General features: G+C 72.7%; 16 protein-coding genes. 12 read left to right on the forward strand and 4 right to left on the reverse strand.

Features of this window, described 5'->3' with window-relative positions; translation table 11 throughout:
• Positions 1-18: 18 nt before the first annotated feature.
• The 8 genes from ACYU96_RS01760 (at position 19) to ACYU96_RS01795 (ending at position 12,024) form a co-directional block, all read left to right on the forward strand.
• Positions 19-1,356: a glycosyltransferase family 2 protein gene (locus ACYU96_RS01760; protein ID WP_460748546.1), complete on the forward strand. Its 1,338-nt coding sequence runs from the start codon at positions 19-21 to the stop codon at positions 1,354-1,356.
• Positions 1,353-2,492 carry a glycosyltransferase family 2 protein gene (locus ACYU96_RS01765; protein ID WP_460748548.1) on the forward strand — a complete coding sequence of 380 codons (1,140 nt, stop codon included), beginning with the start codon at positions 1,353-1,355 and terminating at the stop codon, positions 2,490-2,492. Before ACYU96_RS01760 ends, ACYU96_RS01765 begins: the two co-directional genes overlap by 4 nt.
• 52 nt (positions 2,493-2,544) lie before the next feature.
• A complete protein-coding gene (locus tag ACYU96_RS01770; RefSeq protein ID WP_460748550.1) occupies positions 2,545-5,313 on the forward strand; it encodes a glycosyltransferase family 8 protein in 2,769 nt (922 codons plus the stop codon).
• A gap of 115 nt (positions 5,314-5,428) precedes the next feature.
• Positions 5,429-6,382: an ABC transporter permease gene (locus tag ACYU96_RS01775; protein WP_460748552.1), complete on the forward strand. Its 954-nt coding sequence runs from the start codon at positions 5,429-5,431 to the stop codon at positions 6,380-6,382.
• A 13-nt stretch (positions 6,383-6,395) separates the two neighbouring features.
• Positions 6,396-8,042 carry an ABC transporter ATP-binding protein gene (locus tag ACYU96_RS01780; RefSeq protein ID WP_460748553.1) on the forward strand — a complete coding sequence of 549 codons (1,647 nt, stop codon included), beginning with the start codon at positions 6,396-6,398 and terminating at the stop codon, positions 8,040-8,042.
• 10 nt (positions 8,043-8,052) lie between these two features.
• Positions 8,053-9,060, forward strand: a complete 1,008-nt coding sequence (locus ACYU96_RS01785; protein ID WP_460748554.1) for a glycosyltransferase family 2 protein — start codon at positions 8,053-8,055, stop codon at positions 9,058-9,060.
• A gap of 209 nt (positions 9,061-9,269) precedes the next feature.
• Complete coding sequence (locus ACYU96_RS01790) at positions 9,270-11,147, forward strand: polysaccharide pyruvyl transferase family protein (RefSeq protein WP_460748556.1); 1,878 nt, start codon at positions 9,270-9,272, stop codon at positions 11,145-11,147.
• A 31-nt stretch (positions 11,148-11,178) separates the two neighbouring features.
• A complete protein-coding gene (locus ACYU96_RS01795; protein ID WP_460748557.1) occupies positions 11,179-12,024 on the forward strand; it encodes a glycosyltransferase in 846 nt (281 codons plus the stop codon).
• Between the two features lie 172 nt (positions 12,025-12,196).
• On the opposite strand, the gene cysC is transcribed toward ACYU96_RS01795, so the two are convergent.
• Positions 12,197-13,441 carry an adenylyl-sulfate kinase gene (gene cysC / locus ACYU96_RS01800; protein ID WP_460748559.1) on the reverse strand — a complete coding sequence of 415 codons (1,245 nt, stop codon included), beginning with the start codon at positions 13,439-13,441 and terminating at the stop codon, positions 12,197-12,199.
• Positions 13,438-14,424, reverse strand: coding sequence for a sulfite exporter TauE/SafE family protein (locus ACYU96_RS01805; RefSeq protein ID WP_460748561.1), 987 nt, complete (start codon positions 14,422-14,424; stop codon positions 13,438-13,440). Before ACYU96_RS01805 ends, cysC begins: the two co-directional genes overlap by 4 nt.
• A gap of 161 nt (positions 14,425-14,585) precedes the next feature.
• Between ACYU96_RS01805 and ACYU96_RS01810 the strand changes: the two genes are divergently transcribed.
• The 4 genes from ACYU96_RS01810 to ACYU96_RS01825 all read left to right on the forward strand — a co-directional run bounded on the left by ACYU96_RS01810 (position 14,586) and on the right by ACYU96_RS01825 (position 18,903).
• Complete coding sequence (locus ACYU96_RS01810) at positions 14,586-15,467, forward strand: 3'(2'),5'-bisphosphate nucleotidase CysQ (protein ID WP_460748563.1); 882 nt, start codon at positions 14,586-14,588, stop codon at positions 15,465-15,467.
• Between the two features lie 3 nt (positions 15,468-15,470).
• Entirely contained in the window at positions 15,471-16,373 is a 903-nt protein-coding gene (gene cysD / locus ACYU96_RS01815) for a sulfate adenylyltransferase subunit CysD (RefSeq protein WP_460748564.1), read from the forward strand.
• Complete coding sequence (gene cysN / locus ACYU96_RS01820; protein WP_460748566.1) at positions 16,373-17,692, forward strand: sulfate adenylyltransferase subunit CysN; 1,320 nt, start codon at positions 16,373-16,375, stop codon at positions 17,690-17,692. Before cysD ends, cysN begins: the two co-directional genes overlap by 1 nt.
• Before the next feature lie 131 nt (positions 17,693-17,823).
• Entirely contained in the window at positions 17,824-18,903 is a 1,080-nt protein-coding gene (locus ACYU96_RS01825; RefSeq protein WP_460748567.1) for an ATP-grasp fold amidoligase family protein, read from the forward strand.
• 113 nt (positions 18,904-19,016) lie between these two features.
• On the opposite strand, the gene ACYU96_RS01830 is transcribed toward ACYU96_RS01825, so the two are convergent.
• A complete protein-coding gene (locus ACYU96_RS01830) occupies positions 19,017-20,513 on the reverse strand; it encodes a S8 family peptidase (protein WP_460748569.1) in 1,497 nt (498 codons plus the stop codon).
• A gap of 241 nt (positions 20,514-20,754) precedes the next feature.
• A complete protein-coding gene (locus ACYU96_RS01835) occupies positions 20,755-22,629 on the reverse strand; it encodes a gamma-glutamyltransferase family protein (RefSeq protein WP_460748706.1) in 1,875 nt (624 codons plus the stop codon).
• Positions 22,630-22,700 lie beyond the last annotated feature (71 nt).

Raw genomic sequence — 22,700 nt, forward strand, 5'->3', positions numbered from 1 at the left:
CCGTTGCTCTCGGTCGTCATGGCGGTGGGCGACGACGAGGACCGGGTGGCCGAGGCGGTCTGGTCCGTCCTGCACCAGTCGCTGCGAGACCTCGAGCTGCTCGTGGTGGACGCCGGCGCGACGGACGCCGCGATGGACGTCGTCTCGGGTCACGAGGACCCGCGGCTGCGGATCGTGCGCGGCAGCGCGCCCGGCGCCGGGCCCGCCCGGGACCGCGGGGCGGACGAGGCGCGGGGCACGTACCTCGCCTTCGCCGACGCCGCCGGCATCGTCCCCGAGCACGGCTACGCGGCGCTGGTCGACCAGGCGGAACGCTCCGGATCGTCCCTGGTCGTGGGCAACTACGTCCGGTTCTCCCCGCAGCGGCTGACCACGCGCGACGAGGAGTCGGGTGCCTACGAGCGTCAGCGGGACCGGATCAAGGTCACCGACCTGCCGGAGCTCCTGCGTGACCGGATGCCGTGGCACCGCGTGTTCCGCCGGGCGGCATGGCGCGAGGCCGGGCTCGCCTTCGGCGCCACCGGCCGTTGTGCGACGACCGAGGCGTACTGCGCTTTCGAGACCGACGTGGTGACCGTTCCCGTCCACGTGCGCCGCGAGCCGGTCGGCCCCGAGCCCGGGACGCTCCGCCCGGACGAGCTCGAGGAGTACGCGGAGCACGAGCTGGCCTGCCACGCGCGGCTGGTCCATCAGCTCGGCGCCGACCCGCGGTACTCGGAACCGTGGTTCACGGGCACCCTGGAGTCCGCGGCCTGGGAACGGGTCGTCGCGCTCCTCGGCCCGGCGGCGCTCGCCGACGGACGTCTCGACCGCGCCCGTACGGCGATGGCGCGGCTCGTGCAGGCCGCTCCCGGCGCTGCGTCGCGGCCCCTCAGCGAGGAGAAGCGGCTCGTCCTCGGGCTGGTCGCCCAGGGGGACTGGCGCCGCGCGGCGATCTGCCGGGCCGACGGCGCCACCGTACGTGCCGCGCTCACCGGCAGTGACACCGTGGGCGGCTTCGTGCGGGCGTGCTTCGCGGCGTCCCGCTACGGCGTGGGCGGGGCGGTGGCGCGGGTCGTCCGCGTGGCGTACCTCGCCGGCCTCGCACCGCAGGACGTGGACCCGGTCCCGGACGACGAGCTGATGGCGGCCGTCGCGGCCGTGCAGGAGGCCGTCGCGGCCGGCCTGCCCCGGGGGCGGCTCACGCCGCGCGAGCGGCTCGTGGCGACCGCCCCCGTGCGTCGCGGCCCCGACCGCGTACGTGAGCACCTGCGCAGGCCGGCCCCGCCGGGACCGTCCGTGGCGCGGCGGATCGCGCGCCAGGTCGTCCGGCGGTCCCGCCGGATGCTGGGTCGCGGCAGCGGAGCGGCCGCGTGAACGCGGCGTCGCCGGAGCCGAGCGTGCCGGAGCTCAGCGTGGTCGTCCCGGTGCACGACGTCGCCGGGTGGGTCGAGGAGTGCGTGCGCAGCATCCTGGCCCAGGAAGGTGCGGAGCTGGAGGTCGTCGTCGTCGACGACGGTTCGGCGGACGGGACGCCGGAGGTCGTCGAGGCGATCGGCGACCCGCGCGTGCGGCTCGTCGCGGCCGGCCAGGCCGGTGGCGGCCCCGCCCGGAACCAGGGCGCCGCGCTCGCGCGCGGCGCGTACCTCGCGTTCGCGGACGGGGACGACGTCGTCCCGCCGGGCTCGTACGCGGCCCTGCTCGGTGCGTTGCGCACGAGCGGTTCCGACATGGCGGTCGGCAACTTCGTGCGGTTCTCCGACGAGGGCGCCGACGGCGCGGCCGGTGCGGCGAGCACCGCCGAGCCGCAGACGCGGCACGTCACCGAGGCCCGCACGGGCGTCACCGTCGCCGACGAGCCGGCCATGCTCCGCAACCGCGCCTGCTGGAACCGGGTGTTCCGACGGTCCTTCTGGGACGCGCACGACATCAGCTTCGAGGACTCGCGCCGGTCGAACGACATCGTCGCGATGGCCCGGGCGACCGTCGCGGCCCGCGCCGACCTCGTGCCCGACGTCGTGTACCGCTACCGGCAGCGGTTCGGCAACGGCTCCATGACGACGTTCGGCGCCACCGCCGAGGCCCAGCTCGTCTACCTCGAGCAGGAGCGGCTGTGCGCCCCGCTGCTGACCGGGGCCGGTGAACGGGCGCGTACCGTGTACTCGGGGATGCTGCTGCGTTCCTACCTGTGGAACGCTGTGCGCATCGTCCTCGACGACGCGGAGCTCGCCGGCCGGGAGCCCGAGCTGCGGGCCCGCCTGGCGGAGCCGCTCGCCGAGATCCTGGACCGGCTCAGCCCTGCCACGCTCGCGTCGCTGCCCCGCTCGCGTCGCAAGGTGTTCACCCGTGCGGCCGCCGGGGACTGGCACCCGGCGCGCGAGGCGCTGCGCCGGGTGCTGGTCCCGACGGCGGGCGACCGGGCGCTGGCGGCCGCGGAGCGCACGGGGCGCCGCGCGGGCCGGCTGGCCGGGCGCGCGCTGGTCCGGGCCCGGCGGCTGGTGCTCACCGGGTGAGCCGAGCGCCGGTACCATTTCACCCGCATTCCCTCCACACGGAAAGACGAGCATGAGCTCCCTCTCGCAACGAATGCGCCGGGCGGCGGCGTCCGTCGCACGCCCCGCGTTGTCCCGCCTCTCCGGGACGGGCCCCGCGGAGAAGATCAGGCGGCTGCGCCGGTACGTGCTCGCCTACGACCGGATCGTCGAGATCCTCGGCGGGGAGACGAACCTGCACGCCGGGCGCAAGGTCGGCGCCGTGCCGCCGCTCACGCTGACGCGTGCGGAGGAGATGGAGAACCGGCGCCGGGCGCGGGCCACCGTCGCCAAGGCCGACATGGCGCGCGCCCTGGAGCGCGGCCTGCCGCTGGAGGCCGCCGTGGTCGAGGGTGTGCGCGGGCTCATCGCGGCCCGGGACGACGTCTCGATGCGCAGCATGAACCAGTCCCTCCTGCGGGACGACGCGACGCGCGTCGCCGGAACGCTCGGCGAGGCGGTGGCCGCGGAGTACTACAGCTTCGACAACCTGGCCTGGACCCGGTTCGGCGAGGTCCCGCTGGAGACCGCCGCGAAGTGGGCCGCGCGGGAGTACGCGCGCGTCGCCGCCCGCAAGGACCCGGCGGCGCTGGACGCGCTGGCCGACGTCGTCCTCGCACAGCCCGGGCTGGACGTCCCCGGCGCGCTCGGTGTGCTGGAGGCGACGCTCGCGACGCACCGCGGCAAGACGGCCGCGCGCCTGTTCGAGCGGCTCGTCGCCGAGGCGCCGGAGGGCTCCGCGGCCGCCGAGCGCCTGGACTGGCTGGGCGAATGGGTGCGGCGCGAGACCGCCCCCGTCGAGCCGCTGCCGGTGGCCGGCGACGCCGTGCCGTTCGCCGTCATGGGCTACCGCACGCCCGACCGGAAGATGACCACGCAGAACATCGGCGACTACGTGCAGACCATCGCGGCGTCGTCGCACCTCGTGCGGCGGACCGGCCTGACCTTCACCGGGCAGGCGGACCTGGCCGACAGCTTCGGCCGGCTGGCCGCCCGCGTGCCCGCGGAGCACCGGGTCGACGGCGGCCCGGAGCGCGCCGTGCACCTGGTCGAGATGAACCGGGACGCGTCGGCCACCGACGCGATCCCCGAGAACACGTGGACCCTCGGGTTCGGCTGGTACATGAACTCGGCGTTCGGCCTGGTCCCGGACTTCCCGTTCCACCCGAACCTCAAGCCGATCTTCGTCTCGTTCCACGTCAACCGGCTGGAGATGCTCACGCCCGAGGCCGTCGAGTACCTCAGGGCGCACGGTCCCGTCGGCTGCCGTGACTGGAACACGGTCTACCTGCTGCTCGCCGCAGGCGTCCCCGCGTTCTTCTCCGGCTGCCTGACCACCACCGTGAACGGGCTGTTCGAGCGTCGCGGGACGGGTGCGGGCAAACAGTCCTCCCCCCGGCCGCTCACGCCGGGCCGGCGCCCCGTCTACGTCGACACGCCCGCCCCGCCCGGCGCGGCCACCATCAAGCAGGAGTACGACGCCGTCCGCGACCGGACCCTGGCGGCGAACATCGACGAGGCCGTCCGGCTCCTGGAGTCCTACCAGACGGACTACTCCCACATCGTCACCTCCCGCCTCCACTGCTACCTGCCCACCTGGGCGATCGGGGCCGACGTCGAGTTCCGGCCCAAGCGCGCCGCCGACATCCGGTTCAACGGCCTGCTCGACGCGACCGAGGAGGACCGCAAGGCGATGCAGGAGCGCATCACCCGTCTCCTGGACGTCGCGTTCACCGAGATCCTCGCCGGGAAGCCGGCCGAGGAGGTCTACGCGGCGTGGGCCGAGGCGTGCGCGCCGGAGGTCGCCGCGGCCCGGCGTCGGCTCGAAGCACCCGGCGCGAACGACCCGCTGCCGTTCGAGCTGGACGCCGTCGTCGCCCGCGTGCGGTCCCGCGAGCAGGTACGCCCCGCGCTGGTGGAGCGCACCGGCGAGGCCGTGCACGTGTCCATCGCCATGGACGGCAACCTCAAGGAGCAGGCCAAGGTGGTCGCGACGGCGCTCGCGGACCACGCGGAGCGGCCCACCGTGCTGTACGTGCAGTGCCGCGACCACTCGCAGGCGGACATCGACACGTTCAACGCGCTGTTCCCGGAGCTGGAGATCCACTGGCTGCCGTGCGACGGCATCGAGTACGGGGCGATCTCGGGGATGCTCTCCCACATCACCGTGGCCACGATGGACCGGCTGCTGCTGCCGTACCTGCTGCCGGACCTCGACAAGGTGGTCTACCACGACATCGACGCCGTCCTGCTGACGGACATCGCCGAGCTCTACGACACCGAGCTGGGCGACGCACCGCTCGCCGCGCGCGACGCCGCCGGCCGGTACTTCCTCTCCGGGTTCCGCAACACGTGGATCACCACGAAGAAGATGCCGGGCGGGGCCGAGGTCGCGAACGAGTTCCTGCGCCGGATGTCCGCCCATCAGACGTACGACTACGTCGCGTTCAACGCCGGGATCATGGTGCTCAACCTGGACCGGATGCGCGCCGACGGGTTCGCCGAGAACTACTTGCCGTGGGCGGGCACCTACGGGCTCAACGACCAGCAGCTCCTGAACGTCTACGCGGGCAACACCCGCGTGGTGATGGGCCCGGAGTGGAACGCCTTCCCGGCGCAGGAGGACGTGCGCGACCCGAAGCTCATCCACTGGGCCGGGCACCGCAAGCCGTGGGCCGCGGAGTACTCCACCTGCCAGGAGCACTGGCAGGCGGCCGAGGTGCGGCTCGCGGAGCGGGCCGCGGCCGCCGGGCTCCCGGCCGGCGCCGGGGGAGTCCCGGTCGCCGTCGAGGGCACCGACTGAGCTGCCCGATCGTTGTTCTGCTGACCGAATTCGGCCTCGTGCGTCGTTAGACTGAGGCACCGATCAAGACCCCTGGGCGCCCGGATCTTCCGGCGCGAAGGAGAACGAGGAGTCCGTGACCGTCACCGAGAACAGCCGACCGACGGCATCCGAGCCGCTGTCGTCGGCAGAGGCGAGGGCGCTCGCCGAGCAGTACGGCCTCGAGGAGGCCGGGGTACGCCCGGGCCTCGGGACGTACGTCAAACAGCTCTGGGCACGCCGCGACTTCATCCGGATCTTTGCCACGTCGAAGGCGTACGCGAAACACCAGGGGTCCTACCTGGGACAGATCTGGGCGACGCTGAACCCGACGCTGAACGCGATCATCTACACGCTGATCTTCGGGTTCATCCTGAACGCCAGCCGGGGTCTGGAGAACGTCGTCGCGTTCATCGTGATCGGCGTCTTCGTGTTCCGCCTGATCGACAACGCGATCAGCAGCGGCGCCAAGGCCATCGACGGCAACATGCAGCTCGTGCGGTCCCTGCGGTTCCCGCGTGCCGCGCTGCCGCTCGCCAACGTGATCACCAGCCTCACGCTGTTCGTCCCGACGGTCGGGGTCATGTGCCTCTTCACGCTGGCTTCCGGGTACCTGGGGTACCTGCCGGGCCAGGACCTGAAGGTGATCGTGCCGAACTGGCACTGGCTGGAGATCGTTCCCGCGGTGGCACTCGTGACCATCCTGAACACCGGGATCAGCCTCTTCATGGCGCGGTACGGCTACGGCAAGCCCGACCTGCTGCAGGTGCTGCCGTTCATCACGCGCCTGCTCATGTACGGGTCCGGCGTGCTGTTCCCGATCACGCGGTTCGTGAACGGGGACGACCAGTTCCAGACGGCCGTGCGGGCGATGCTGGAGCACCAGCCCGTCGCGATCTTCCTGGAGCTCTTCCGGATGATCATGATGGACGACAAGACGATCCCGTACGACCCGTGGCTGTGGGCCTGGGCCGGCGGCTGGGCACTGTTCATCCTGCTGGGTGGCTTCGTCTACTTCTGGGCGGCAGAGGAGAGGTACGGGCGTGACTGAGAACGTGTCGAGAATGACCTCTCAGCCCGAGGAGATCGACTTCGAGATCGACCCCGAGGACCTTCCGGACCGGGCGGTGCGCACCGAGCTCGGGGCGCCGTCGGTCATCGTGGACGGCGTCCACGTCACGTACCGGGTGTACGGCGGCAAGCCGGTCTCCGGCACCAACCGGTCGCTGTTCAACCGGCTGGTGGGCCGTGCTCGCCAGCAGGTCGGTGCGATCACCGAGGTGCGTGCCGTGCGCGGGGTGTCCTTCGTGGCGCGGCACGGCGAGGCGATCGGCATCGTCGGCACGAACGGGTCGGGCAAGTCGACGCTGCTGCGTGCCGTCGCAGGGCTGCACCCGCCCACCCGGGGCCGGGTGTACCTGTCCGGCGAGCCGTCTCTGCTCGGTGTGAACGCCGCCCTGCTGAAGGACCTCTCGGGCGAGCGGAACATCACCATCGGCGGGCTCGCGCTGGGCATGTCCGAGGACGAGGCCCGGGCGAAGGTCCCGGAGATCGTCGACTTCGCCGACCTCGGCGACTTCGTCTACCTGCCGATGAGCGCGTACTCGTCCGGCATGGGAGCACGCCTGCGCTTCGCGATCTCCACGATCGTCACGCCGGACATCCTCATGGTGGACGAGGCGCTGGCCACCGGCGACGCGGCCTTCCGCAAGAAGAGCAAGGAGCGCATCGAGAAGATCCGCGAGGAGGCCGGCACGGTCTTCCTCGTGAGCCACTCGATCGCGTCGGTGCGCGCCATGTGCACGCGCGTCATCTGGCTCGACCAGGGTCAGGTCCGCATGGACGGCGACGTCGACACCGTGTGTGACGAGTACCAGAAGTTCATCAAGGACAAGAACGGCAAGGCGAAGGCCGGCGGCAAGATCGGTCCCGGCGGCAGGGGCAAGGGCAACGGGAAGGGCCGGGGCGCCGGCAAGGGCAAGCCGAAGGCGGGCCAGGGCAAGAGCCCCGCACGGGTCGCCGGGCAGCACAAGCAGTACGCACGTCCCGCCGAGCCCGGCCGGCCCGCCACCGGCGCGCTGCGGAAGGTGACCCAGCAGGACCTGCGTCCCGCGACCGGGTCGCTCCGCCAGGTCGCCCGGGACGACGCACGCCCGGCGACCGGGTCGTTGCGCCGGGTCGCTCAGGACGACGTGCGGCCCGCGGCGGGCGCGCCGGGCAGGGTCACCCCGGACGAGGCGCGTCCCGCCACCGGGTCCCTGCGCCGCGTCGTCCAGGACGGCTCCCGCCCGGCCACCGGCGCGCTGCGCCGGGTGACGCAGGACGACACACGCCCCTCGACCGGCACGCTGCGCAGGCTCACCTGGGACGACGCGCGGCCGGACCACTCGGCGGGCGGTGGCGGGGGCGAGACCGACCCGCTGGCGGCCCCGGAGACGCGTCCGGTCGTGGAGCCTGCCGTGCCACGGGTGCCGCGCTGGCCCGCGGAGCCGCGGCCCGTGGAGTCGAGGTTCTCCGGGCGGGGGTCCGACGCGTCGGACGGTACGTCGTGGTCCTCGGACCCGGAGGCCCGCCGGTCCCGGCGGTCCTGGGTCGGGCAGCGCCGGCCCCGGGCCGCGGAGCCGGCGCCCGGGACCGAGGCGGCGCCGGAGACCGAGGCGATCCCGATCGTCAAGGTGCCGGACCCCCGTGACCAGCCCGGTCAGGGCTAGCATGTCCCGCATGCCTGAAGCGCCCGACGCCTCCGGGACCCTGCCCGGCGTCTCCGTCTTCCTCACGGTCCGCAACGAGGAACGAGACCTGGCCGAGGCGGTCGAACGGATCCTCGACCAGGACTACGCCGGGCCGTTCGAGGTGGTGCTCGCCGTCGGGCCGAGCAGCGACCGCACGGCCGAGATCGCCGAGAAGCTCAGCGCCCAGGAGCCGCGGCTGACCGTCGTCGAGAACCCCGCGGGCTGGACGCCCGCGGGCCTCAACGCGGCGATCCGGGCCGCGCGGCACGACCTGCTCGTGCGCGTGGACGGGCACAGCCACATCGCGTCCGACTACGTGTCCCGCGTCGCTGGCGTCCTGCGCTCCAGCGGTGCGGCGAACGTCGGTGGGATCATGGTCCCGGAGGGGCGCACCTCGTTCGAGAAGGCGGTCGCGACGGCGATGAGCTCGCCGCTCGGCATCGGCTCGGCGCCGTTCCACACGGGCGGCGAGGCGGGTCCTGCCGACTCGGTCTACCTCGGAGCGTTCCGCCGGGACGCCCTCGAGGACGTCGGCCTGTACGACGAGGAGTTCCTGCGCGCCCAGGACTGGGAGCTGAACTACCGGCTGCGTCACGCCGGGCACACCGTCTGGTTCGACCCCACGCTCCGCGTGGGCTACCGGCCCCGGGGCTCGTGGAAGCAGCTCGCGACGCAGTTCTTCCGGTCGGGCCGGTGGCGCAACCACGTGATGCGGCAGTACCCGGACACGGCGAGCGTGCGCTACCTGGCGCCGCCCGCCGCGGTCTGCGGCATCGCGGCCGGGGTCGCCGCAGGCGTCGTCGGCGCGTTCACCACTCCCTGGCTCCTGTGGGGCCTGGCGGTCCCGGGCGGCTACGTGCTCGGTGTGGCGGCGGGCTCGCTCGGCGCGGGCCGCGCGCTGCCCGCCCGGGCGCGGGTCCTCCTCCCGGGAGTCCTGGCGGCGATGCACATGTCCTGGGGCACCGGCTTCCTCCGCGGCCCGGAGCAGCATCCCTGACCGAGTACCCCGCCGAGGCGCCGCCGCACACCGCGCGCGTGCTGCTTCGGCACGGAGCACCGCCGCGGCGGCACCTGCCCCGTGCGAGGCGCCGTCTCGGCGGGGTCGCGGGGTTCCACCCGAGTTCTCCGTTACCCTCATGGGCGACGGCTGACGCCGAGGCGCCCATCGAATTTCCGCACACCCGCGGCGAGTCCACGGAAAGTTGTATGACGACGACTGAAATCAGCACGCCGGACCAGGAGATCGCGGTCGAGGCCGAGACGGAGACTGGTCCTGTGTCAACGGAGCCCCGCAACGACGTGATCGTCTGCTCGTTCTACACGGCGGACGACTACTACCGAGGGCACGGCGAGCGGCTCCGCGCCGCGCTGGACCGCCTGGGCGTCGCGCACGAGCTGCGCGAGATCGAGATCCCCGAAGGCCTCGACTGGGCGGACGTGACGCGCAGGAAGGTGCCGTTCCTGGCCGAGGTGTGCGCGAAGCACCCGGACAAGAAGGTCTACTGGATCGACGTGGACTGCTCGCTGTCCGCGTTCCCGTCACTGATCGCGGACTTCTCCGCCGACATCATCGGCTTCCAGCGCGGGTTCTCCTCGCCGCTGTCGATCGGGTACGCGAACCGCACGCGGTTCTGGGAACCGGCCTTCTGGGGCGTCAACACGTCCCCGGCCGCGCGCCGTTTCGTGACCGACGCCGCCGCGGCCGAGGCCGCGGGCGCGGACATCAAGGCGACCGACGACTACTTCTTCGAGGAGTCCTGGCGCAAGAACGCCGAGTCGCTGTCGTTCCAGATCATCCCGTCCGTCGCGGTGTTCTCGAAGGCGAAGCCCGAGATCACGGACGTGACGCCGTTCTTCTCGTTCGGTTCCAGCGGGAACGTGGAGGAGTTCAAGGGCAAGGTCGTGCAGCACGGCCGCGCGGGCCTGCCCGGCGGCTCGGCGTCGGCCGGGGTGCCGATGCGCCGCCGCGTGCTCGACGTCCTGAAGAAGGTCGAGCGCAAGCTCCCGGGCGACGCGCGCAACTCGCTGCGCCTCGTCGCGGACCGGACGGGCGTCACGCACGTGCTCACGCACGGTCTCAAGGAGGGCTTCAGCGGCTCCGGCCGCCGTATCCGTATCGCGAACCGCCTGGTCCGCGAGGGCCAGGCCGGCCGCCCGGACACGGTCGCGCAGCTTTGGTCGCGCCTGGAGCAGATGGGCCCGGTCGACGACGCCGAGCGGGACGCCAAGCGTGCCGCCGACACGTTCGTGCACTTCCGGACGACGGGCGAGGGTGCGCCGATCCCGCTGGCCTGGTGGCCGCGCCCCTACCCGGGCAACTTCGGCGACTGGCTGTCGCCGCTCGTGCTCGCGCACGTCAGCGGTCGTCCGCTGCGCTTCCTCGAGCCGGCGGCGCCGGTGAGCCGTCCGCACCTCCTGTCGGTCGGGTCGATCGGCCGGTTCGTGAAGCCGAGGTCGATCGTGGTCGGCACGGGCATCTCGAGCGACGACATCTCGCTGGAGCCGAAGGCCACCTACGTCTCCCTGCGTGGGCCGATCACCGCCGAGCGGGTCAAGGAGTCGGGCGGTCCTGAGGTGACGTCGTTCGGCGACCCGGGCCTGCTGCTGTCGCGCATCTACCCGGTCACGCGAGGCGGGACCAACGGCCGCGTCGCCCTGGTGCGGCACTTCACGCACGCGAACCTTCCCGTGGTGGTGCCGGAGGACTGGGACGAGCTGTCGGTCCTCATGTCCGCTCCCGAGGACGTCAAGGTGTTCGTCGAGCGGCTCAACGAGTACGACGCCGTCGTCACCAGCGCGATGCACGTGATGATCGCTTGCCACTCCTACGGCATCCCGTGCGCCCTGGTGGTGTTCGAGGGCATGGAGGGCACCGTGCACGGCAACGGTGTGAAGTACCGCGACTACTCGCTGGGCGCCGGCCTGAGCCGTACGTTCGAGCCGGTCAGCGTTCCGCTCGACCTGAACGCCGTGAACCTGTCGGAGCTGGCCGTGACCGAGCGGGTGAGCGCGGAGAAGCTGGACGAGGTGTCCGAGGCGGTCCGGACCGCCGTCGACACCTGGGCCGCGCGGGTCGCGCGCTGAGCGCGCGGCGGCCCACGTCATGATGGCTGAGATGCCGGAGGATCCCGTGCCCGGAAGGCCTGCACCGGCGGCGTCGTCGTCGTCCCGCGCGCCCGTACCGGACGACGACGGCGTCTCGGGCGCGCTGCTCACGATCGCGTACTCGTCGCTGGCGGACCGCGCCGGCGACGTCGTCTGGCCCGAGCGGTCCGCGGACCTCGATCTGCTGCTGTGCGTCCAGGGCGACCTGCCCGAGGACTTCGAGCCGCCCGACGGCGTGCGGCTCGTGCGCGTGCCGGGGCGGGGGGTCGCGAAGAGCCGGAACGCCTCCATCGACCACGCACGCGGCCGCTACCTGCTGTTCTGCGACGACGACGTGCGGGTCGACCTCGACGGCGTGCGGCGCGGCGTCGACCACCTCCGGGAGACCGGCAAGGCGATAGCCCTCGGCCGCGGTCTGGGCGCCGACGGCGTGCTGCGCAAGCGCTACGCCGCGGACGTCACCCCGCTGACCTTGTTCAACTCCGCGAGGGCCGCCACCTACGAGATGCTCGTCGACGTCGCCCAGCTGCGCGCGCACCACCTGCGCTTCGACGAGCGCTTCGGCGCCGGCGCGGCGCTGTACCTGGGGGACGAGTACATCCTCGTCGCAGACCTGCTGCGCGCGGGTCTGGCGGGCGACGCGGTCCCGCTCGTCTACGGCATCCACCCGGTCGAGAGCTCGGGCTCCCGCTGGGGCGGAGCGGACGCCCACGCCCGTGCGGTCGTGTTCAACCGTGTCTTCGGCTGGCAGGCGCCCCCGATCCGCCTGGCCTTCGCGGTGAGGTCCCGCGACAAGCTGGGCGGCTGGGCGGCGGTCGCGCGGTTCGCCCTGAACGGCACTCGCCCCACCCCCTGACCCCACCCCTGCACCCCACCTCGCCGACCTCACCGTCGCGCTCGGCCGCTGTCGACCACGCCGTCTTGCGTGGTGGGAAGGCTTCCACCACGCAAGACAGTGTGGTCGCCGGGCGTGGGGCGGCCGCTGCGGGGTGGTGGAGCGGGGGCGTGCGGTGGGGTCGGGGGGCGGGTCAGCGGGTCAGGGCCGCGCGGACCTGGGCGACCGCGTCGGGGACGGGGACCGTGGTCGTGTCGATCGTGAGGTCCGCGTCGTCCGGCGTCTCGTAGGGGGAGCTGATGCCCGTGAAGTCGGGGATCTCGCCCGCGCGGGCCTTGGCGTACAGACCCTTGCGGTCGCGTGCCTCGCAGACCTCCAGCGGCGTGCTGACGTGCACCAGCAGGAAGTGTGCGCCCGCCGCCTCGGCCAGCTCGCGGACCTTCGCCCGGCTCGCGGCGAACGGCGCGATGGGCGCCGCGACGGCGATCCCGCCGTACTTCGCCACGAGCGAGGCCACGTACCCGATCCGTTCCACGTTGGTCTCGCGTGACTCGCGGTCGAAGCCGAGGCCCTTGGACAGGTGGTGACGCACGGCGTCGCCGTCGAGGAGCGTGGTGCCCAGCCCGTCGTCGTCCAGCTCGGCGGCCAGCGCCCGCGCGACCGTCGACTTGCCCGACCCTGACAGCCCCGTGAAGAACACGACCGTGCCGCGCCGGTGCCCGGCCGCGGCGGCCCGTTCCACCTCGCGTGCGGACGCGTCGGGGTAGAGGGCGGCGACCGCGCGGGCGTGGGCGCCCGGCAGCGCCGCCAGGGCGGCACACGCCGCGTCGGAACGCTCGTCGCCGGGCAGGAGCACCCGCTCGGTCCCGTACGCCGTCGCGATGTCCGACGGCGCGGGCGCCCCGGCCCCGTGCGGATACGGGACGACGACGACGCGCGGCGCACCGGAGCCCGTGTCGGCGGAGCCGTCCGGACCGACCGCGCCGGCCGAGGTGCCGGCCGGTCCGGTCGCCTCGGCGAGGGCGAGCGCGGCACGGGTGAGCCCGGCGGCGCCGACGGTGCCCGGCGCGGTGCGGCGCGACGCGGGCACCAGGAGGAGCAGGGCCCCGGCGGTGGCGGCGCGCGCGACGGTCGCGGTGTCCTCGACCGTCGGCGTCTCGGCCACCCAGACCGCCGTCGTCCCCGGCGAGACGTCCGCGCGCACGTCGCGGGCGGGGACCCGCAGGCGCTCGTCCCACTGCGGCCCGAGCGCCCTCGCGAACGGCTTGACGGGTGCGAGGGCGCCGTCGGCGCCGACCTCGGCGAGCGGGGTGTTCTCGGTGTCCGTCAGCGTGACGGGACCCTCGGGGAACGGCCACGCGGGGATCGCCCCGCCGAGGGCGAGCTCGAGGAGGTCGAGCTCATCGTCGGTCAGGACGCGGGCGGGGGCGCTGGTCATGTGCGGTGGCTCGATTCGTCGATGCGGGCGGGCTCGTCCGGGGCGGGCGGTGCCGGGTCGGGCGGTGCCTCCTCGGCCTCGTTCCGCTCGAGGGCGGCCCTGCCGAAGCGGCGACGCACCCAGATCCATACCAGGTTGCCGCCCACCAGCGCAGCGACGGCCGCGGTGAGGACGACCCAGAGCGGCGCGCCGAGCAGCTTGAGCGCGGACGCGAGCAGCAGGATCGCCAGGGCGCGGCGGATGATCCCGCCCGGCGCGCGGCTGGAGACCTGGGCGCCGAACCAGGCGCCGGGGATCGCGCCGATGAGCAGCGAGACGGTCAGCCCCAGGGAGAAGTCCCCGTACATCAGGTGGCCCAGGGACGCGGCGGCGACCAGGGGGACGGCCTGGACCAGGTCTGTGCCGACGATCTGGGACGCCTTCAGCGCGGGGTACATCAGCAGCAGGATCACGATGATGATCGACCCGGCGCCGACCGACGTCAGGCCGACCATGAGGCCGGCGACGGCGCCGAGCAGCACGGTGGGCACGGGGCGGATCACCAGGTCGGGCGCGCTGGGGCGGGTCGGCCCCTCGCCGAAGGCGGACCGGCCCCGGACCATCTGCAGCACCGCGCGCACGACCAGGCCGAAGGACGCGAGCAGCAGCGCCACACCCAGGATGGTCTGCAGCACGTCGTCGAGCCGTTCGCCGAACGGGAGGACCTTGATGAGCAGCGCGCCGGAGAACGCGGCGGGCACCGAGCCCAGGCACAGCCAGCCCACGAGCGGCAGGTTCACGGTGCGCCGCCGCAGGTGCACGAACGCGCCGGCCGGCTTCATGAACAGGCTGGCGACGACGTCGGACGAGACCGCCGTGAGCGGATCGACGCGGAAGACGAAGATCAGCATCGGCGTCATCAGGGCGCCACCGCCCATGCCGGTCAGGCCGACGACGAAGCCGACCAGAAGACCACCCAGTATCAGGGGGAGGTCGACATCCATTCGTTTCCTACCTTTCCGGCCGGAGATCTCAGAACATCAGTCTGCCATGTCAGGACCGATGGTCGAATGGTAGCCTCGGCGCGACCTCGGGGTTTCACCCGTCGCTTCTGCGCTCGGGCTCCGGGGGGCTCACCGCACCACCGGATGCCGGCTGGAGACTGATGAACTCGCCCTCACCTCGCCTTCCTGCGGGATCGCTCGATGACACCGCCCTGGCGAAAGCCCTGGCCGAAGGGGCCGCGGAGGTGTTGCTCGGGCTCCGCGCGGAGGTCGACGCCGCAGGCGGCGCCTTCGAGCCGAAGGCGTTCAAGGACGCCGGCGACGCCGCGGCGCAGGCATGGCTGGCCCGCGCTCTCGGGGACGCGCGTCCCGGCGACGCGGTCCTCTCCGAGGAAGCGAAGGACGATCTGTCGCGCACGAGTGCAGATCGTGTGTGGATCATCGATCCCCTCGACGGCACCCGCGAGTTCGCGGAGCGCCACACCGGGGCCGACGGGCCGGACGGCCGGTGGCGCGACGACTTCGCCGTGCACGTGGCGCTCTGGGAGCGCGGCGCCGGTCTGACGGTCGGTGCCGTGGGGCTCCCGGGCCGCGCGACGACCCTGACCACGGCGGACACGACGCCGGGTGGCCCGCAGGACCCGGATGCGGTGCTGGACGGGGAGCGTCCGCTCCGCATCGCGGCCAGCCGGAGCCGTCCGCCGGAGTTCGTGGCCACCCTTGCCGAGCGCGCCGACGTCGAGCTCGTGCCGATGGGTTCCGCCGGGGTGAAGGTGATCTCTGTCGCAGGGGGTACCGTGGACGCTTACGTTCACGGCGGCGGGCAGTACGAGTGGGACTCGGCGGCACCGGTCGCGGTAGCCGAGGCACGCGGGCTCGTGTGCACCCGTCTCGACGGGTCGCCGCTCGAGTACAACCGGGAGAGCCCGTGGCTGCCCGATCTTTTCGTGTGTCACCCGGCACTCGCCGCGCGGCTTCGTGAGCTGCTCGACTCCGTCGGGGTCGAGTCGAGAGTCGCATCGATGAGCAAGGAAGGTGCCTGAGGAGTGAAGAGTCACGTCCTGAGCCAGTTGCGCAGTCTGGAGGCCGAGGCCATCCACGTCATGCGCGAGGTAGTCGCAGAGATGCAGCGCCCGGTGCTGATGTTCTCCGGCGGCAAGGACTCCATCGTCATGCTGCACATCGCCGCCAAGGCCTTCGCGCCGGCGCGCATCCCGTTCCCGATCCTGCACGTGGACACCGGGCTGAACTTCCAGACCGTCCTCGACTGCCGTGACCGGTGGTCCGAGCGGCTCGGGGTGCAGCTGGTCGTGGCGTCCGTGCCCGAGGCCATCGACCGCGGTCTGGTCCAGGAGGAGCCCAACGGCTCGCGCAACCGGATCCAGACCCCGGTGCTCCTCGAGGCGCTGGAGAAGCACGGCTTCGACGCCGCCTTCGGTGGCGGCCGCCGTGACGAGGAGAAGGCCCGCGCCAAGGAGCGCGTGTTCTCCTTCCGCGACGACTTCGGGCAGTGGGACCCGAAGAACCAGCGTCCGGAGATCTGGAACCTGTACAACGGCCGCGTCCACATGGGCGAGTCGATCCGGGTGTTCCCCCTGTCCAACTGGACGGAGCTCGACATCTGGTCGTACATCGAGGCCGAGGACATGGACCTGCCCGACCTGTATCTCGCCAAGGAGCGCGAGGTCGTGGAGCGCAGCGGGATGCTGTACGAGGTCAACGAGTTCACGCCGCTGAAGGATGGCGAGACGCCCCGCACCATGTCGGTGCGCTACCGCACGGTGGGTGACGCGAACCTCACCGCCGCCGTCGAGTCGAGCGCGAGCACGCTGCGCGAGATCGTCGAGGAGGTCGCCGCCGTCCGTCTCACGGAGCGTGGCGCCACCCGTGGTGACGACAAGGTGAGCGAGGCCGCCATGGAGGACCGCAAGAAGGAAGGCTACTTCTGATGACGACGGCGACGGAGAGCGCGGCCGCGGAACCGGCTGTGTACGAGGCCGGCTCGACCGATCTCCTGCGGTTCGCGACCGCCGGTTCGGTGGACGACGGCAAGTCGACCCTGATCGGGCGGCTGCTGTTCGACTCCAAGACGATCTTCGAGGACCAGCTCGAGTCGGTGGAGCAGGTCAGCAAGGACCGCGGCAACGACTACACGGACCTGGCGCTCCTCACGGACGGGCTGCGGTCCGAGCGCGAGCAGGGCATCACCATCGACGTGGCCTACCGCTACTTCGCGACGCCCAGGCGCAAGTTCATCATCGCGGACACGCCGGGCCACATCCAGTACACGCGGAACATGGTCACGGGCGCCTCGACCGCCGACGTGGCGCTGATCCTCGTGGACGCCCGCAAGGGCGTGCTGGAGCAGTCGCGCCGCCACACCTTCCTGGCCACCCTGCTGGGCGTGCCGCACGTGGTGGTGTGCGTGAACAAGATGGACCTCGTGGACTACTCCGAGGAGGTCTTCGAGAACATCCGGAGCGAGTTCACGGAGTTCGCCGCCCGCCTGCGGGTGCCGGACATGACCTTCATCCCGGTGTCCGCCCTCAAGGGCGACAACGTGGTGGACCGGTCCGAGCACATGCCCTGGTACGAGGGCACCACGCTGCTGAACCACCTCGAGCGGCTGCACGTGGCCTCGGACCGCAACCTCGTGGACGTGCGCTTCCCGGTGCAGTACGTGATCCGGCCGCAGCAGAACGACGCACGCGACTACCGTGGCTACGCGGGCACCGTGGCGTCCGGCGTGATGAAGCCGGGCGACCGGGTCCTCGCGCTGCCCGCGGGCCTGGAGTCCACCATCGAGTCGATCGACACGGCCGACGGCCCGGTCGACGAGGCGTACCCGCCGATGTCGGTGACGGTCCGGCTCGCCGACGAGATCGACATCTCGCGCGGCGACATGCTCTGCCGGCCGAACAACGCGCCGACGGTGACGCAGGACGTGGACGCGCAGATCTGCTGGATGGACGAGACGTCGTCGCTGACGCCGGGCAAGAAGTACGCCATCAAGCACACCACGAGGTGGGCACGTGCCATGGTCAAGGGCATCAACTACCGGGTGGACGTGAACACGCTCCACCGGGACGAGGAGCCCGAGGAGATCACGCTCAACGAGATCGCGCGGATCAAGCTCCGCGTGACGCAGCCGTTGTTCGTGGACAAGTACCAGACGAACCGCCAGACGGGCTCGTTCATCCTGGTGGACGAGGCGACCAACAAGACGGTCGCCGCCGGCATGGTCGGTGGTCTGCCGCACGCCTTCTGACCCGCGTGCTCGAAGCGCCCGGCCGCCCGGCGGCCGGGCGCTTCCTGCGTCCCGGGCAGGCGGGTGCACCGGAGGAATCAGGAAGGCATGACATGGGCGTTGTGAGGAGCCTGATCCGACGGATCCCGCCGGTGTCGAGACTGGTGGCCGAGCGGGATGCCTACCGCCGGCGCGCCGTGGCTGCCGAAGGCCGTGCGGAGGCCGCCGAGGGCGACGCCGTGGCCGCCGCGAGCCGCGCGGAGAAGGCTGAGCATGCGGTCAGGCAGGAGAAGCGGCGGGTGAAGAAGGCGCGGGACCGGATCAAGGGGCTGGAAGCCGGGAGGCTCGCGTCGTTCCGCGAGTACCTCGAGGCCGAGCGCCGCGTCAGCGAGCAGGGGGCCGAGTCGCAGCGCACCGAGTGGGAACGCGCCGAGGAGTCCCTCGACCCGCGCTTCGCCCTCATCCAGAAGCTGCGGGGCAAGGCGCTCGTCCAAGGCCTGGACGTGGCCCTGCCCGCGATCTACCGGACGTGGGCGGCGATCGGCGAGATCGAGCTCTCTGGCCTGCCGGAGGCATTCGTCCTGAAGTCGGCGGGGGGAGCGACCTCGCACGGCGTGCTCCCGCTGCGCCGCGAGGGCGCGGCGTACCGCCTCATCAGCACCGACCAGGTGCTCGGTCGGGAGGACGTCGTCGAGCACTTCCGCCGCAAGGCTGCCAAGGGGCGGACGCTGGCGCCGTACTTCGCGGAGGAGTTCCTGACCGGTCTGTCCGGCAGCGAGATCCTTGAGGATGTCAAGGTCTACGCCTTCTACGGCGAGATCGGGCAGGTGCTGCTGCGTTCGGTGGGGTCGCACGGTGACGCCACGTCGGTGCGCTACCGCTACGTGGACGAGAACGGGGCGGACCTGGGGGCGATCTCCCGGTGGCGGCTCGTCGATCCGGCCGTGCCGATACCCGGGTCCCTGCCCGAGATGGTCGAGATCGCGCGGCGGCTGTCCAGGGCGGCCGGCGTGCCGTTCGTCCGCGTCGACCTGTACGAGACGGACCGCGGCGTCGTGTTCGGAGAGTTCACGCCGCGGCCCGGCGGCCAGCAGGACTACGTGCCGGACCACGACCGCAAGCTCGGTGAGATGTGGGAACGGGCGAGGCTCCGCCTGGACGCCGACGTCGCGCGGCGGATCGGGCCCGTGCCCGACGCGTCGGCCGCGCTGAGGCAGAGCGCCGAGGGCTGAGCGCGACGCTCCGCGCCCGGCTGACGGCGGTCCGGCCTGCGGGCCGGGCCCGCAAGGCACGGCGGTCGCGGCTGCTCGCGCAACCACGACCGCCGTCGTGCCTCGTCAGCGCGTCAGCGCTTGGTGACCGCCTCCAGGGCGTCCGTGATGCCGTCTCCGTAGAACGAGTTCTCGTCGAGGTCGCCGACGCACTCGGGGCCGGAGCCGACCGGGCCGCACTCGTGGTCGTCGGCCTGGATGCGGATCTGGCGCTCCATCCGCTTCGGCGACCAGTGCGGGTGCTCCGACTTCATGAGCGCCAGGACGCCCGCGACGTGCGGGGACGCCATCGACGTGCCGTTGTACAGCGCGTAGCCGCCCCCGGTCACCGTGGACAGGATCCGCGAGCCGGGCGCCGCGACGTCGATCTCACCGAGACCGCGGTTCGAGAACGACGACAGGTTCGACTCCGCGTCGATCGACGAGACCGTCACGACGCCGTCCAGCTCGGTCGGGATGTCCTCGCAGCCGGAGTTGATGACGCGGTCGATCGCCTCCGAGTCGTTCGGGCTCGTGCTGTCGCTCGTGTTGTTCGACAGGTCCGTGGCCGCGTTGCCCGCGGCGGCGGCGTGCACCGCGCCCCGCTTGGTCGAGAAGCTCACCGCGCGGCGCACGGCCTCCTTGGCGGCCGCCTGGTCGGGCTGGTCCGAGCACCAGTACATGAACGGGTCGATGTAGTAGCTGTTGTTCGTGACGTCCATGCCCTTCAGACCGGCCCAGACGAACCCGCAGATCGCGTACTCGGGGAAGATGTACCCGTCGTCGTTCACGACCTTCACCGAGGCCATCGTCACGCCCGGCGCGACACCCACGATGCCCGTGCCGTTGCGAGCCGCTGCCACCGTGCCGGCGACGTGCGTGCCGTGCGACGACGTCGTCGGCAGCCAGCCGTCGGCCGACGTGTCGGGACGGCCCGCGTCGGTGCAGTTCACCGACAGGTCCTGCGACACCTGGCCCTCCAGGTCGGGGTGGTCCGCCTCGATGCCGCTGTCCAGGACGCCGACGACGACGTCGGGTGAGCCGTCCGTGATCTCGTGCGCGGCGTCGGCCTGGATCAGGGCCATGTCCCACTGCTCGTTCTCGCGCGGGTCCTCGTCGACGCTCCGGAGGAACTCCTCGTCGGTGGCGGCGTCCACCTCGGCGGCGCTCAGGGGCGAGGCCGAGCGCTGCGCCGCGGTCCCGGAGCCGGGCGTGCCCTCGGACGCCGGGGCGGTACGCGTCGCACCCACCGACTCGACCGCCCGGCTCCCGCGGACCGAGACGACGTCGTCCCGGAAGGAGCCGTTGGTCGAGTGGGCGACGACGACGCCGATCTCCGGCCATGCCTGCACGACCACGCCGTCAGCGGCCTTGACGGCCTTGACGACCTTCCTCGTCGTGCCCGGGTTCGCCCTGGTGGCGTTGACCACGTACGAGAACGTCTCGCCGTCCGGTGTGACGATCGGGACGGGCGTCGACTCCGGCTCGTCCGCGGCTCCAGCGCTCGCGGAGAGGCCGAACGACGCGGCGGCGAGCGCCGCCACTGACGCGGCCGCCAGGCCGCGCGCGGGACGGGGGTATCGCATACGCATGGTTGCTCCCTGAAGGTTGGTGCGACCCCGTGGTTCGGGGTCCAGAGGGCAATTTACGGGTTGAGCAGATCATCACGAAAGAGACATGCCTGAAAGTCACCTGCCAGAAACACGAACTGCCGAAGGAAACTCGCCGGGAGGGCGTGCCGACCGTGCAATGTCCGGCTATTCGGACAGAGTTCGCCGAGGCAACAGCCACGGCCCGGGCCGTGCGCGGCCGCCGACGTACCCGCGGCTCGTGCTAGCGGCCTGCCGCGTACCCCTGAGCGCCGCGCGGGTTGGCGGCCGCGCCCACGATGCCCGAGGACGGGTCGCGCGTCACCGCCGACAGACGGCCCAGGGCCCAGTCGCCCGCTCGCGTGATCTCGTGGCCGCGTGCCGCGAGGGCGGCGAGGACCTCCTCGCCGAGGCGGTCCTCGACCACCAGGCCGCCGGGCGTCCAGGTCCGCGGCCAGAACGAGCCCGGGAAGGACGTGGTGTGCCACGCCGGGGCGTCGATCGCCTGCTGCGGTGTGTACCCGCCGGCGAGCACGCGCAGCAGGAACAGGAGCTGCCACTGGTCCTGCTGGTCACCGCCGGGGGAGCCGCAGGCCATCACCGGTTCGTCGCCGCGCAGCACGAGCGTCGGGGTGAGCGTGGTGCGCGGCCGCCGCCCGGGCACGAGGGCCGACGGCGATCCCGGGTCGAGCCATGTCATCTGCAGCCGCGTGCCGAGACAGAACCCGAGCTCCGGGATGGTGGGCGAGGACTGCAGCCACCCGCCCGACGGCGTCGCGCTGATCATGTTCCCCCACCGGTCCACCACGTCCAGGTGGCAGGTGTCCCCGCGGGTGACGCCGTCCGGGCCGGGTGCCAGGTCCTCGCCTGACAGGGGGCCTCGGTGCGCGGTCGGGGCGGCCCGCGGTGTGGTGACCGTCGGCTCGCCGACCCCGGCCGCGGCCCCGCCGGCGGGCGCGCCCGGGAGCGAGCCCGCGGGCGCGGTCGTGGCGTACTCGGTGCGCAGCGGTGGGACGGGCGGTGTGGCGCGCCCCGGGACGGCGCCCGGCCGGACCTCGTGGCTCGCGCGCTCGCCGACGAGGGCCCGCCGTTCGGCTGCGTACTCCGCGGAGAGCAGGTGGTCGAGCGGAACGCCGTCCGCGTCCTCGTGCTCGCCCGCGGCTCGCATGCCGGGTGCCGGGTCTCCGTACCAGACGTCGCGGTCGGCGAGGGCGAGCTTCTGCGCCTCGGCGACGGTGTGGGCGCCCTCGGCGGTGGACGGGTCGAGCCGGTCGTCGTCGTACCCGTCGAGGATCGTGAGCGACTGCAGCAGCGCCGGCCCCTGCCCCCAGGCGCCGGTCTTGGCGATCGTGTGACCGCGGAACCGCGCGGTCGCGGGCTCCTCGAAGGTGGCCTCGAACGCGGCGACGTCGTCGGCCGTCATGACGCCGGCGTGGTCGGCCCCGTCGGAGTGGAGGTGCGGCGTACGGACGAAGTCGTCGACCGCGCGGCCGACGGTCTCGCGCCACCGGCCGCGGGCCGCGTCCACGCCCGCCTCGCGGGACGGGGCCGCGCCGGCAGCCGCGACCAGGGAGTCGAGCAGGGTGGCGTAGGCCGGGTCGGTGACGAGGTCGCCCGCAGCGGGCGGCTCGCCGCCGGGCATCCAGCGCGCGGCCGACGTCGGCCAGTGCTCGCGGAACAGGCTCTGGACCGCCTCGATCGTGGCGGCGACCCGCTCCAGGACGGGATGGCCGTCCCGGGCATAGCCGATCGCGGGGGCCAGCACGTCCCCCACGGTCCACGTGCCGTGGTCGCGCAGGAGCAGCAGCCAGGCGTCGACCGCGCCCGGGACGGCGGCCGCGAGCGCGCCGGAGCCGGGGACGAGCTCCAGTCCCTCGGCGCGGTAGTGGTCGATGGTGGCCGCTGCCGGGGCGGGCCCCTGCCCGGCCAGCACCCGGGGCCGTCCGGGATCGTCCGCGGACGCGAGGACGGCGGTCATGTCGCCGCCGGGGCCGTTCAGGTGGGGTTCGACGACGTGCAGCACGAAGGCGCCGGCGCAGGCGGCGTCGAAGGCGTTGCCGCCGCGCTCCAGGACGGACTGCGCGGTGGCGGTCGCGATCCAGTGCGTGGAGGCGGCCATGCCGAACGTGCCGGCGAGATCGGGGCGGCTGGTGAACGAGGGCGGGGGGACGAAGGACACGCGGAGACCGT

The sequence above is a fragment of the Myceligenerans cantabricum genome, assembly GCF_054777735.1.